Genomic DNA, 12,821 nt, shown 5'->3' with positions numbered 1-12,821 from the left:
CGTGCTGAACCTACCTTACCAAATGCTCAGCAAACTGCGCATCGGTCCCAAGCTGCTGCTGGCGCCGGGTGTCGTGCTGATCTTGCTGATCGTGCTGTCGGCCGGCGCCTATCTTGGCCTGCTGCGGCAGAACCAGTCGCTCGACAACATGGTGCAGCAGCGCGCCGTGCGGTTGAAGGCGGCGGCCGACCTGGTGTCCAACGCCCACAAGGCGCACACGGAAATCTACCAGCTGCTCACCTGGATCAACGCCAGCTTCTCGGCGCCGCGCGTGGATGCGCTGGTGCGCGACATCCATCTGCGCCACGCGGCGCTGGACCGTCAGTTCGCGCAACTGGAAATGGCGACCCAGTCCGATCCGGCGGAACGGCGCTTCGTGGTGCAGTCGCAAGCTGCGCACACGGTCTACGTCAAGGCGATGCAGGATGTGATCGAACTGGCGATGGCCGACCAGTCGATGGCGGCCAACGCCATGTCCAAGGCCGAACGCGCATTCGACGTGGTGGCGCTGCGGCTGGAGGAGCTTTCACGGCTGGAGCAAAGCCTGAGCGAAAGCGCGTATGCGGACGCTGAAGCCGACTTCCGCGTGCTGTCGACCTGGATGCCGATCGTGGTGGCCTTGTCGATTGCCTTGTCGTTGTTGGTGACGATGGCGGTGCGTAGCGCCATGCTCAAGGAAGTGCGGGAGATCGGCGCGGCGGCGGTGGATCTGGCCGAGGGCAATCTGACGGTACGCCAGCGCGTGTACGGCAAGGACGAAATCGCCGAAACCTCGCGCGCGCTCGACACCAGCATCCGCAACCTGAACACTACCTTGAAGACGATATTGGCGTCGGCGCAATCGATCGACAACGCTTCACGCGAAATCGCGCAGGGCAACTCGGTATTGGCACGCCGCACGCGCGCGCAGGCCGGTACGCTGGAGGAAACCGACGGCGCGATGCGTGAGATGAGCGGGCAGGTGGCGCAGAATGCCACGCACGCCGAGCTGGCGAGCCAGCTGGCGCACTGCGCCAACAGCTTCGCGGCGCGCGGCGGCAGCGTGGTGCAGCGGTTGGTGGTGACCATGGCGTCGATACGCGGTAGCTCCCGGCGGGTGGTGGAAATCGTCGGCGTTATCGACGGCCTGGCGGTGCAAACGCACATGCTGGCCTTGAGCGCGGCGGTGGAAGCGGCGCGGGCCGGCGAGAACGGTCAGGGCTTTGCCGTGGTGGCCGGCGAGGTGCGCACGCTGGCGCAGCGGTCGGCGTCGGCCGCGCAGGAGATCAAGCTGCTAATCGCCGATTCGGTGGCGGAGATCGACATCGGCACGCGTTCGGTGGAAGAAGCGGGCCTCAACATGGCGGAGATTGTGGACTCGGTACGGCAGGTGGGCCAGATCATCGGCCAGATCGGCGAGACCAACAGCGAGCATGCGCAAAGCGTGCAGGGCATGCAGCAGGCCATCGTCAGCATGGATGAGATCACGCAGCAAAACCTGGCGCTGGTCCAGCAAGCGGCTGCCGCCGCAAGCACCTTGCAGCGGCAGGCGGTCTATTTATCGGAAGCAGTCGCCATCTTCAAACTGGACGAAGGCATCGAACCACCCGACGCCACCCGTCCCGCCGGCAGCGCCCGCGTCGTCCGCTTGCGCCTGGCGTCGGTACGCAGCTAGCTATTGCAGAGTCAGGCTTTCACCTGGGAGCCTACTGGCTGATTGCGTGCTTCTTCATTGCGCCAGCGGTCTCCCTGTTTCTGGATGTAGTTGGCATAGACGTAGTTCCACGGCATAGCGAGCGGGATGATGATGGCGACCATGCATTCCATGGCGGTGCCTATGATAGCGTCGTCCATCGTGCCGCTTTGCCATGCGGGCAGGGCGACGATCAGCAGCCAGATTGATTTCCAGGTCAGTTCCCACATCAGCACGGGCAGCATTTGCAGCGGGTAGCGGATGCCGAGCACGCACAGCAGGCTGAAGGCCGCCAGCATGCACTTGACCACGCCCTGCGACAGGCCCCAAGGTTCGGCGTGTTGAATCACGCTCGGCCACACAACCAACGCCAGTCCCAGCGCGATGATGAAGTACACAACTCTCAGCGAATACAGGCGAAACAGCGATACTTGCGGCATGATGAGACTCCTCGGGGTAGGGTGGGATTACTCGACTTCTTTCAGGATTTTTTCGATAGCGATGATGCGGGTTTTCAGTTCGGCCAGTTCAATGGCGGTTTGCTCCTGCGCCGCCACGGCGCGCGCAGCGATCAAGCGGTAGGCTTCTTCACCCTCCGCCTGCAGCTTGGCTTTCTTGATGCTGGCGATGAAGCGCATGCCGAAGATCAGGAAGATGGTCGCCAGCGGCATGAAGATGGTCAGCAGGTAAATCGGTTCAGACATATTGCGCCTCTATTTTTCAGGATTGGTCGTCAAGGTTTGTACTGCTTCGGCAATCATGGCCGGCGTCAGGTCGATGGCAAACGGTGCGGCTTCAAAATAATTGAGCGCCTTGCCATCAGCCGACAGTTCCAGCTGGCTGGTGACCAGGCCCGCTTCCTCCAGCTTCTGCAAATGCAGATGCAGCAGAGGGCGGCTGATGTTCAACTCCCGCGCCAGCTGACTGACGTAATTCCGTCCACCCACCGCCAGCACCGCCACCACCCGCAACCGATGCGGATTCGACAGCGCTGCCAACGCTGCCAATAACTGATCGCCGGTGAGGTTTTTTGATTTCATGTGTAAAGAATATCTGACAGGTGTAATGAAGTCAACGCCTTTTTCACGGATGTTGAAAATTTGCTTATTCTGGGGCGCGCAGCGCGCCGCCGCGAACGACAGTACAATGATTATTAAATAACGTTTGTGAGGGTGGTATAGGAGGGTACGAGATATGAAGTATGTCGCCGTAGGTTTTCTGTTTCTCTGCGTGTTGCACGTCCATTTTCGCGGCAAGGTGCGCCTGCCGTTCATGCGTCAGCTGTTCGACCACTCGTCGTTCATGGCGCCGATCAACCTGTTCATGCAGTTGTTGTCGCGGGTGCCTGCGCAGCCGTATCTGAAGGAGGGGCCGTGGGAAGATCTGGCGCCGCTGCAGCAGAACTGGGAAGTCATCCGGGCCGAGGCGGTGAACCTGCTGGCGCTGCAAAAAATCAAAGCGGCCGAGCGCAACAACGACGCCGGCTTCAATTCCTTCTTCAAATCCGGCTGGAAGCGGTTTTATCTGAAGTGGTACGCTGCCGGCCATCCTTCCGCTGAGCGCCTGTGCCCGCAGACGGTGGCACTGCTGCGCCGTATTCCGTCGGTCAAGGCAGCTATGTTTGCCGAGCTGCCGCCCGGCGCCAAACTCAACCCGCACCGCGACCCGTATGCTGGCTCGCTGCGCTATCACCTTGGTCTGGCGACGCCGAACGACGACCGCTGTTTCATTGAAGTCGATGGCCAACGTCATAGCTGGCGCGATGGCCAGAGCGTGATCTTTGACGAGACGTACATCCACTGGGCCGTGAACGGCAGCGAGACCAATCGCGTGATTTTGTTCTGCGATATAGAGCGTCCGATGCGCTTTCGCTGGGCTCAGGCGGTGAACCGCTGGCTGGGCCGCACGCTCATGACCGCTGCCAGTTCGCCCAACGAAACGGGCGACCAGACGGGCGTGATCAGCAAACTGTTCACGATCTCGTATGTCATGGGGCGGTATCGGCGTCGCTACAAGGCGTGGAATAAAACGGCCTATCAGGTCACGAAGGCTGGCCTGATCATCGGAGTGGTGGGGTTAATTATCTGGCTGTAGAGAATCGGGCGAGGACTGACACGTTGTTTCGCGCACTTTCCTTAGCCTGGGGCGCCGGTGCCCGCATGAGTACGCGGCCTACTTCAACTTCAGCGATGACTGGAGATGGGCCGTGTCGATGTGTCAGGCGGGATATTTCAGCACTCGTATGCAGACTGCACCAGTCCGCTTTCGCCCCATCTCGGACCTTCGCATTTTAGGGCGTCTATCGAAACATTTATAGCATCCGCTTTAATCTTCAAATAAAACCCACTCATATCGTTCTCCATCAATGACTTCTTCACTAGCACCAGGTACGTAATGGCCGTGAACAGAGACGGAGTAACTTGAAAGATTGGGAGAGCCTTGGATTCGGTTCAAAAAACGGAAATACAACTCTTCCACTCGACCCGGTAATTCGGGTGCCATCCCTTCCATCATTTCCCTTAGGTTGTACGGCGAATACATGTAAGGAAAGACTACATTGCTGTTCAATACGGCATCGATTAGCGGCAGCAACATTCTACGATAGCCAAATTGGCGTTGTTCTTCATCCGAAGCGCTTTCTATCAGATCCTTTAGCTCCAGCGCTTCTCGACGTAGCGCTTTAGAATCCACTTCGAGCAGGCGGCCATCTGAATTTTTCTTAACAAGCTTCTTCATGATTTTCTAATCGAGACAGAATTACGAAATATTCTGTGGATGGCTGGTTCTGGCCGTAGTCCGTCATCGGAGAGTGAGCAACCACGGGGATACACGCGCATGTCAAGCTCTATTTTTCTGTGCACACGTCTTCTGAATTTTAGTTTCTTCTTGGACTACTGGCCGGTTGCCTAGTAAAAACGCTCTCGTTTCTGGCCATATGGCGTTGAAACGCCGACGTAACCTTCTACGTGGTCTGACATGATTACAAAGATTATGCTCTTGTTGTCAATCGAGCCAGAAAATCGGCTATAAACTGGAACTTTCGCCTCGTGTTTTTTTTCATCCTGTGTTTCCCAGCTAATTTGAAATTCTTCAGGAATTCGCATGGGAGCGGAATAGTTCTCAAATGCCGCAACGGACCCTGCTGAAGGTACAGTTTCGTTTACAATCGCCTCCCCATAAGTGTATCGAACATTGAATACCTTCCCAACACTTCTATGTACCTCAATTTGGAGTCCGTGATACACCTTATCATTTTTCCCAGCTATGGCGCAACCACCCAGTGAACTCAGCATTTCCGCCCCCATTAGTGCTAAAATACTTCTTCGCAGATTTCGTGGCACGCTCTCTCCCTTACTTTTTGTACTTCATCACACGCTGTATTTCCGGGTTATTCAACAATTGATCAAACGGCGCGAGTCTTAGATAACGAATTGCGAAGGGTCCGGAAGTTGATTAGTCGGCATGCTGCCATCGGAAATGACCGGCGGCTTATGGCCGGAAGCTGCGTCACTCTGTTGTTACACGTACTGGAGCAGTCAATGCGCGCAAGACACCTGACCGAATGAAGAAAACGGCAGCAACAACCGAGAAAATACTAAAGCACCAGAATAAAGCGACAAATGCTAGCGCCTCACCTGGCCGGACGGCCGAGGAGACGGCCAAGAGTGCACTCAACGAATACACGACACTCAACGTATAGCGCGCAAAGCGAGACCCTTTGAGCAACCACAAAAACAATCCAGTTAAGAATATCAACCTGACTACACTCTTCTCTGGAGGCGCCCCCATTACCCAAGTCAGAATCTCGACTAAAATCGTAATGCCGAATATCAATCCAAGCAGTTTAATTGATGTGTTCTTATTCAAAAAATTCTTCCTCTACAGTTCCTAACGTGTGAATTTCCAACGTCGGCTTCTGGCCGGATACAGTCCAAACCTGCAAATTCATCAGCTGCGGAGCCAATAGTAAAGGTCATTTTTCGAAGTCATGTGTTGAGGGTGCGCTCCACTATTTTGCGAGTCAGGAACGTCTACCCTACGTTCCCACAGCGGGAACCAGTCGCTATTACGGAGTTCATCGGCCCTCGGCTGCCGGACGTTTTTAGCCATGGCACGGTCACATGCACCAAACTGAATAAAGTTGACCTGAGCTTCTATCAAACTCGCTGGATTCGGCCCACCTCCCTGACTGGGGAAGTAGAGTTGGAAGACGTCGTCCTCCCAAAAACAAATCGCGCAAATATCATAGGAGCCAGGAAACTCGCCAAACACCTCATACCCGCAACAAGGACATGTGAACATAAACGCCTTCAAAAATACTTGTGACCGTCGGCTTCTGGCCGTTAACGGCTTGGAAGCCTAGTCCCAAAACTTCCACCAAGGCTTGTTACGCTCCCCTTGCAGCATAGGCATGGTTGCGCCAGATTTATGCCCGCAAACATTCAGCTCAAACCCTACCCACACGTATTCGTGGGAGTGAATTCCTGAGCCGTCGGGATCAATACTCAGGCCGTTGCTGTCGGGCAGATTGGCCAGTATCTCTTGGGCATCAAATGGTTGATCCACAAACACATAGTGCGTTGGCGCTTTCGGATTTTCCAGCCCGACGCGACAAACCCGAATGCCTTTGTTACGAAGGGTTTCTATTACCGGAAGCACTGCCTTAGGAACCGATTGAGGCAACAACCAGTGCGATACAAGCTTTGAATTATGCATGACGGGATTCACTCGAAATTTGCTGTATTCGGCTAGGTCTGCTTTTGGCCGAACGCGGCCTACGACCTCGGGATAGCAGTTCTTCGCAATGGCAGGCACCGAGATTATTTTTTAACAACCACAGCCACCGTCGACAGGAAAACTTACCTGCTGACCATTTGCGCGGACGCGTGCGAAACAAGAATAAGCAATATATTCACAACCAGGCGTCTCCCAGCAGGTCTGAGACACCTTACAACTCAGTGCTGCGGACGCCGATTCAGAACGAAATTTATACATAGTCGAGTCGCCTTCTTGAGGATCCGCCATACCTGTCTTTTTTCGATGGCTTATTTCTTCAACGAGTGATAAGCGTTCTGTTCTCCCATTGATCTGCATCGCTGCACTCGATTGGTTAGACGAATAGTCCCAAGCAAGGGCGGTTAGAGAAGAGTTCGTACGACTGTTAAAAGCGCACCCACAACCCTCAAACTCTTTCTCCACCGATACTGGAAGACTTTCTACAAGCAGCTTGCCATCTTTGGTCTTCACCAACACTTCGCTGGCCATACATAATATAGACGCGCCCAGAGAGATTATTAATGCAAATATGTATTTCAGCATAGGCCTATGGTGACGAGCTCAAAGGTTTATAAGTCGGCTTTTGGCCGGCGGCGGACTAGCGCTGCCAAATCAATTCCAAGTCACCATCGACGAACCCAATGGCAACCGCTCTTTTGTCTTTCAGCTTTGAGATTAAGATCGAAGGCTTCGCCAACGCGTTGGCCAGCAGTCGCTTGGTATCGTCCAAGCATTTTTCCCATCCCTCGTCAGCAAACGCTCGGGGAATAGAAATAAAGTGAGGATTTGCCACCCAGACCTCGCCGCATGCCCAGTCCGTGTCGTTCAGATCGAACTCGTCAGCCCCAACTAGTTCAATTCCATATCTCGCGTCTGTAGAGTCTAATTCGAAGAGATTAAACGAAAACGCGACAAGAGTGCTTGGTAACTCTGGAGCAAGCACAGATGCGAGCCAGCCATCAAATTCTTCGGGAAAATCCATGTTCAGTTTTGATTAATTTTGGTGTGCAATGTCTGTCCGGTGTTGGCCGAATTCTGCCTGTACGTCAACACCCAACTCAACGTCGGCGTTGCGAATCGATAGCCTCCGCCGAAGCATCCAGCTCGACTTGTTGGAAAAACCATGGTTCGCCCTTCGTGCAGCTTAGCATGAGGTACCTTCTAGAAAATAAAAACCGGTTCACACGAGAACGTAACTCCTCAATTCGGCAAGACCAAAACGGTTGTTCGTGAACACGCAGGTTCCACTGGTCATTCGTACCGTAAAACCCAAAATTCAATTCGAGCTCAGTCTGAATTTCAACGCTTTGAAGGAATCCGAAATAGTCGGGGGTGGTAACGATGTCTAGAATCTTGCCTTCGTTGTCGATTAGATGGAACCAATTACTTACACCATCAAAGTAGTCGTAATTTGTCACAAGAACAGTAAAACCATTGCAAGAAAATTGGGCGGCGATTTCTTCCCCGTCCACCACTACCCAAGTCGAATGTCCATCGCGAACCAAACGTCGCTTGTAGTCCCCGAACGGGTACCAAGCGGGAAGTGCTAACAGGGAATATTGCTCAACAGGTTTCATGTGTATTGCGCGAATTAAGGGGAACGCCAAACTTGATCGGCTGCTTCTGGCCGGATACGGCCCACATGGTCAGAATAGCATCTTGCCAGCGTGCAAAGCTAACGATTTGTCACGCCCTGACAGAAGTCGCCCCGTTGTCGACCTTTACAGCTCAACAAAGCGGACGTTTAACTTGGAGTTGAGGCGCCGGTGAACAGCGATGCAAACTGAAGGGTCAACTCATCGAGAAAACGAACAAACGGCAACGCACCGTTTGGCTGTTTTATCCTATCGCATCCAGCCGGCGCCGGGCTGCTTCTCCATTTTTTTGCTCATAGTGCTCACGCTGAGCCATCAGGTCCAAGACAATAGGTGTCCTCGCTCTGATTTCACCGGCTGGTGAACGCCCAACTGCCGCGAGGCCCACCAAAGCTGGCGTCTCATCCCCGACATTCGCTCCGGCATAGAGATGCGCGCCCTCAATGTAGGCGGCCTCTGTGTCGGACACGAATTCCGCCAATGCGATGCGGAACTCTAGTTGGGCATCCCAGAGCCCCGCGACGTAGTCGCGAGCCATGTCCACCAAGTTGTGATGGTCGCCGATTTCCGCCAGTTGCGCGGCAACCCTCGGCTTGAATTTCTTGTCCTCGACCAGTTCCGCAGCGCTGGTGTAGACGAAGACTTTGTGCTCGATCGACATTGCGCCTCCCGAGTCGTATTTCTTGCGCGGGTGGAATTCAACAAGGTGCACGGCAGATGCCTTGTGCAGCATGTAGTTGCGCAGTTCGTAGATCACGCGATATCCGAGCCTCGCATCGTATTGCCGCGATCGCGCGGCAGCCAGGTCGAAGAGCGTTTCGCCGACGAGCGTGTTCAACTTGTCGACGTGGACCAGCGACTGATCGATGAACATTCTGCCCAAGGCGACCAAGTTCGCGACATGTCGATTAATGTCGCTCTTTGCCAGCTGGAACTCGACGGTCGCGATCGGCAACGTCTTCATCAGCCTCTCCGCGTCGTGGACGGCTTTTTCCAGCGTCGCGAGATTCTCAACGACAAAGTCGAACTTCTCCTCGATGACCACGAGCTGCATGAGGCAATCCCTGGCCAAGGTGATCTTGTCGAAAGACTCCTTCGATATGGGAACGAAGCGATCCTGCACGAGGACCAGCTTCATCAATCCATATTCGAGAAACTCCGAGGCGACGCTGGTCTCGTCGACGGCGCTTTGAGCTAGTGGTGGCAAGGTGGCAGGATCCGCCGGATTGGTGGGAACAATGGTCATTGCAAGGTGAGGATGGGGAAAGATGATTTTGTATCTGAGTTATTTGGAGTCCTTACACTGCTGGGCGGCAGCTCAAATAAGCAGCCAGCTACTAACCAACCATCTGGAAGCGCTAACTCGTTCCAGCGCTCCAGAATCATGCGGTTATTATGGTTGGCAAGTATGTCCGAGCGAAATTTCTCTTGCATATATCTTTCATAAAATATCCGATTCCAAACCATTGATGTCCGGTCTTGGCCGTTTTCGGTTCTAACGCCAGATTTCAGGAGCTAGCCTTCCTGATTTCATTAAAGACGTATACTAATGCGGCTAATCCAACAACAATAAAGGTGAAAAATGTCAACTTCCTCCCGGGAGGTAAGCGGGCTACATCGTTTGATTCAGCTATATTAGGATGTTTATCCCGAAGTTTAATCAATACAATAAGCCCTACTATATTCAGAAATAAAAGAGCAACGCCAACCCATCCGGAATAGCCTTTGGATTTTGCGTAGGCCCAAAATACGCCCAAGATTGCCATGACTTCGGCATACATCAACATGGGCGGCGCGCCACCCGGCCCCCATACGTTTCCGGTCGATGAATTTTTGCCAAGCACATATATGGCTGCAAAACAAACAGCCGACACGCCAATTGCGGCGTTTCCTATCTTTTTATAGCTAGCGAGCACAATTTTCCCTCGTTCTAGATTGATCTGGTATCTATATATCTGACCGCTTCTGGCCGAAAGCTGGCCCAAGTTGCTTCTGGCCGAAAGCTGGCCCAAGTTGAGCTACGCCTGATGTTCATGTGCGACCTTCAGCTGACCACCTGCCGCAGGCAACCATACAGTACCAGAATCAGAGCAGACGTCGAAGAATCCGACCTTATGTTTTGCGGCGAGTCGATGAAGATCAGAATAAGCTTGGTTGACTTTATCCCAAGAAAATCCAATGTAGATAACCTGTTTGCCGATGCAGTAGTCTGCCAGCGATGACTCATCTTCGGGCAACTCGTCGAGTGCGTAGGGGCCGTTTAATGCCGGGAAAATCGTCACTATTTCTTTGAATAAATTGCTTAGAGATGGCGCAGTTACGCTTGGGTCATCGTAAGAATGTTCTTCACCCCACTCGGTCTGGCTATCAAACCAGTCGAGAAATTCGCTTCTACCAACTGGCGCGCACTCAGGCAGAAACACCATTAAATTGTAGCTCATCGGCGAAAAACCCTAGTAATAAATTGTTGATTGTTAAATCAAAGACCGCTTACTGGCCGCAAACAGTCTGCCTTAATCTGCTTGGCGCAATTGCATAGCGATACGAAGTCGTACAAGTCCGCCAACAAAGAAACCTAGGGCCAGAGTGAAGATTGTGAGCACTAGAGTGATTGCTGAGTGACTCAACGATTCTTCAGTCGCATAGTACTGCTGCGGTAGCCACACGAAGAGCAGTGCCAAGCCACCAAAAACTGTAGCACTGCCCAATGCAGAATGACCAAAAACGATTCCTAAAATGAGTGCCGTTCCTGCTACGAATAAGAGAATGGAAAGTGCAGTTGGAACCAACTCTGTCTGAGCTGGGCTGGCATTGGTTCCAAACATCGAAGCTAATGCGATGAACAGAAACGCGCTGATAGCAGCAATCACCTTCATATAATAATTTCCTCAATAACTCTCAGATGCGGCAGGTCTGCTTATGGCCGTTTTCTGTCCAATGGCTTGTAGCTCATAGAAAACAGAGCTGCGAACCGACGGGGACCTTGTCTTTTTGAATATCTTGCAATAAGAGAACAGATTTTTTCACAACTGGAAGCTGTCGGCGAAGAAACAGCACTACAAATCCAACTGCTTCGAACGTTTCACCATCGGGCGTAACAATCTTTACAGGTGTCGGCGTTCCGCTTTTTAGTTCGATAACTTCGTGAAACACAACAGCAGCCCCTCTACCCGTTATTTCGAAAACTTCAACTATACGAAACGGTAGATTTTCCATTTTTGTCTTTTAGGTTCTCTGTACTGTCTGTCAGCGACGGCTTTTGGCCGAGCGCGGCCGATGGCATTCAGGATACCAGCTTGCTCATCTGCAAAACTCACATATTCTCACGCTTGGTGGAAAGCGTCCCAGAACGGTCCTCGCGTTAGCAAATTGCTGAGCGAATTGACCGAATCTCTTGGACTGGATCGTGCGGCCGACAATAGCCGGCATGACGCACGCTTCCAACAGCCCTATGGTCCGCGTTAATGGTCACGGTCAGGGTAAACTGATCACCCCATTGCAGCTTGTAGTAGATGATTCTAGGCCAGGGTGGAGGTGCGAAGTCAAGCATGATGTGTGCCGTCGTAATTTCCTCAAGTGGAATTCGCGAGACCTCTGCCAGCTTTACGAGCAGGTTGCTATAGCGCGCCAACACAGGGGCGAACTCGGACGCGGGCGGGTGAATGGATGACGTCAGCAAGTTAAGTAATACCGTGGTCTGACCATACTTCTCTGCCAGCGAACGAAGTTTGCCGATTGCCCAATAACCATCCAGCTCATTGTTCCGGCTGGTGAATGAACCGCACAAACCGTTAGCAATATTCGTAAGGTGCGCCCCTGTAGGCATACGTTAACCTCCGTTCAGCTAATTTGATTGATTCCGTCGAATCGCGAGGGACCGCTTCTGGCCGGACGCGGTTACTGGCCTTGATGCTCCAAGAACTCGCTGGCCTCTTGCCGCAAATCCGCAGATGCCAAGGGATGTGTCAAAACTGAGAGCAGGACCTGTAACCAACCCGAACGCTCATCTGCCGAAAGTTCAGAATTCAAAATCCGATTAACCATCCAGATGCTTAGGTAAGCCGGTTGCCTTACAACGGAATCCCTCAAGTAAGACTCATACCCTGGTATTGCCTCAAGTTCGTGAACTAAGGGCCCTGGCGAACCAAGTTCGGCTTCTGGATAGCGCTCAATCAGCCCAAGTATTGCCGGTATTACTGGCGAACGCAATGCGGGGGGCAGCGCTTGTAACTGGTCAAAAATTTCGTATAGTCGGCCAACATTTTCCGGCTCATCGGATGGAGCAAACTTCTCAAGCTCCAGAATCACGTTTTCAGTAATCAATCTCTATACATTCCAATATGCAGTGGGTTCAATCTAGCTCCGGCTGCTAATGGCCGATAGCGAACGAGGTTAAAGCAGCGCTCAGCGAAAAACGCCAACCACGTTATAGACAAACCCGCCGAACATCAGAGCCATCGACAACCACATTGCTGGCAGCAGGCGAGGAGGGAACAACTTGGCGTAGGCATTGCGCTCCGCGCTGTCGTCGAGACGGACCGGCATACGCGCAACGCGGAAGAAGTCGCCGTAGGGGACGAAGGCCCAGATGCAGCAATATAGGCCTAGGCCAGCGCGCATCAGGGCGTGGCCCAGCTGGCCGCCCAGAACCAAAAATACGGCATTGGCGACCAGTGCGATACCGACAATGGAAGCGGCTACGGAAACAAGGGTCGCACGGTTCGGTTGAAATCGCATCATCTTTACTTTCAATGGTTCTACGAGCAACGCCACATGAC

The 12,821-nt window shown here is 53.2% G+C and carries 19 protein-coding genes; 2 read left to right on the top strand and 17 right to left on the bottom strand.

Annotation, left to right across the window (positions count from 1 at the left end; genetic code table 11):
• Position 1: 1 nt before the first annotated feature.
• Positions 2–1,654 carry a methyl-accepting chemotaxis protein gene (locus ACXZ1M_RS00650; RefSeq protein ID WP_459051325.1) on the top strand — a complete coding sequence of 551 codons (1,653 nt, stop codon included), beginning with the start codon at positions 2–4 and terminating at the stop codon, positions 1,652–1,654.
• Positions 1,655–1,665: 11 nt separating this feature from the next.
• Here the strand turns inward: ACXZ1M_RS00650 and ACXZ1M_RS00645 are convergent, their stop codons facing one another.
• From ACXZ1M_RS00645 to ACXZ1M_RS00635, 3 genes are read right to left on the bottom strand one after another with little or no spacing between them, the layout of a single operon-like run.
• On the bottom strand, positions 1,666–2,112 hold the full coding sequence (locus ACXZ1M_RS00645; RefSeq protein ID WP_459051324.1) for a hypothetical protein: 447 nt from the start codon (positions 2,110–2,112) through the stop codon (positions 1,666–1,668).
• A gap of 27 nt (positions 2,113–2,139) precedes the next feature.
• Entirely contained in the window at positions 2,140–2,376 is a 237-nt protein-coding gene (locus ACXZ1M_RS00640; RefSeq protein WP_459051323.1) for a hypothetical protein, read from the bottom strand.
• Positions 2,377–2,385: 9 nt separating this feature from the next.
• Positions 2,386–2,712, bottom strand: coding sequence for an ArsR/SmtB family transcription factor (locus ACXZ1M_RS00635; RefSeq protein WP_459051322.1), 327 nt, complete (start codon positions 2,710–2,712; stop codon positions 2,386–2,388).
• 154 nt (positions 2,713–2,866) lie between these two features.
• On the opposite strand from ACXZ1M_RS00635, the gene lpxO reads away from it, so the two are divergent.
• Positions 2,867–3,766: a lipid A hydroxylase LpxO gene (gene lpxO, locus ACXZ1M_RS00630; RefSeq protein WP_459051321.1), complete on the top strand. Its 900-nt coding sequence runs from the start codon at positions 2,867–2,869 to the stop codon at positions 3,764–3,766.
• Positions 3,767–3,997: 231 nt separating this feature from the next.
• Here lpxO and ACXZ1M_RS00625 read toward each other — a convergent pair whose 3' ends face one another.
• The 14 genes from ACXZ1M_RS00625 to ACXZ1M_RS00560 form a co-directional block, all read right to left on the bottom strand.
• A complete protein-coding gene (locus tag ACXZ1M_RS00625) occupies positions 3,998–4,408 on the bottom strand; it encodes a hypothetical protein (RefSeq protein WP_459051320.1) in 411 nt (136 codons plus the stop codon).
• 170 nt (positions 4,409–4,578) lie between these two features.
• Positions 4,579–4,965: a hypothetical protein gene (locus tag ACXZ1M_RS00620; RefSeq protein ID WP_459051319.1), complete on the bottom strand. Its 387-nt coding sequence runs from the start codon at positions 4,963–4,965 to the stop codon at positions 4,579–4,581.
• Between the two features lie 655 nt (positions 4,966–5,620).
• Positions 5,621–5,974, bottom strand: coding sequence for a CPCC family cysteine-rich protein (locus ACXZ1M_RS00615; protein ID WP_459051318.1), 354 nt, complete (start codon positions 5,972–5,974; stop codon positions 5,621–5,623).
• Between the two features lie 57 nt (positions 5,975–6,031).
• Complete coding sequence (locus ACXZ1M_RS00610) at positions 6,032–6,388, bottom strand: hypothetical protein (RefSeq protein WP_459051317.1); 357 nt, start codon at positions 6,386–6,388, stop codon at positions 6,032–6,034.
• 111 nt (positions 6,389–6,499) lie between these two features.
• Positions 6,500–6,991 carry a hypothetical protein gene (locus ACXZ1M_RS00605; RefSeq protein WP_459051316.1) on the bottom strand — a complete coding sequence of 164 codons (492 nt, stop codon included), beginning with the start codon at positions 6,989–6,991 and terminating at the stop codon, positions 6,500–6,502.
• 55 nt (positions 6,992–7,046) lie between these two features.
• On the bottom strand, positions 7,047–7,430 hold the full coding sequence (locus tag ACXZ1M_RS00600) for a hypothetical protein (protein ID WP_459051315.1): 384 nt from the start codon (positions 7,428–7,430) through the stop codon (positions 7,047–7,049).
• Positions 7,431–7,506: 76 nt separating this feature from the next.
• Complete coding sequence (locus ACXZ1M_RS00595; protein ID WP_459051314.1) at positions 7,507–8,025, bottom strand: hypothetical protein; 519 nt, start codon at positions 8,023–8,025, stop codon at positions 7,507–7,509.
• Positions 8,026–8,287: 262 nt separating this feature from the next.
• Positions 8,288–9,289: a hypothetical protein gene (locus ACXZ1M_RS00590; RefSeq protein WP_459051313.1), complete on the bottom strand. Its 1,002-nt coding sequence runs from the start codon at positions 9,287–9,289 to the stop codon at positions 8,288–8,290.
• Positions 9,290–9,551: 262 nt separating this feature from the next.
• Entirely contained in the window at positions 9,552–10,055 is a 504-nt protein-coding gene (locus tag ACXZ1M_RS00585; protein ID WP_459051312.1) for a hypothetical protein, read from the bottom strand.
• A 6-nt stretch (positions 10,056–10,061) separates the two neighbouring features.
• A complete protein-coding gene (locus tag ACXZ1M_RS00580; protein WP_459051311.1) occupies positions 10,062–10,484 on the bottom strand; it encodes a hypothetical protein in 423 nt (140 codons plus the stop codon).
• A gap of 72 nt (positions 10,485–10,556) precedes the next feature.
• Positions 10,557–10,919, bottom strand: coding sequence for a hypothetical protein (locus ACXZ1M_RS00575; RefSeq protein WP_459051310.1), 363 nt, complete (start codon positions 10,917–10,919; stop codon positions 10,557–10,559).
• Positions 10,920–10,992: 73 nt separating this feature from the next.
• Entirely contained in the window at positions 10,993–11,259 is a 267-nt protein-coding gene (locus tag ACXZ1M_RS00570) for a hypothetical protein (protein ID WP_459051309.1), read from the bottom strand.
• Between the two features lie 681 nt (positions 11,260–11,940).
• Complete coding sequence (locus ACXZ1M_RS00565; RefSeq protein ID WP_459051308.1) at positions 11,941–12,366, bottom strand: hypothetical protein; 426 nt, start codon at positions 12,364–12,366, stop codon at positions 11,941–11,943.
• A gap of 81 nt (positions 12,367–12,447) precedes the next feature.
• Positions 12,448–12,783 carry a hypothetical protein gene (locus ACXZ1M_RS00560; protein ID WP_116991045.1) on the bottom strand — a complete coding sequence of 112 codons (336 nt, stop codon included), beginning with the start codon at positions 12,781–12,783 and terminating at the stop codon, positions 12,448–12,450.
• Positions 12,784–12,821 lie beyond the last annotated feature (38 nt).

Source organism: Duganella paludis (genome assembly GCF_054461335.1).
Note: the sequence above shows the minus strand (reverse complement) of the source record. Positions and strands in the feature narration are given on the sequence as shown.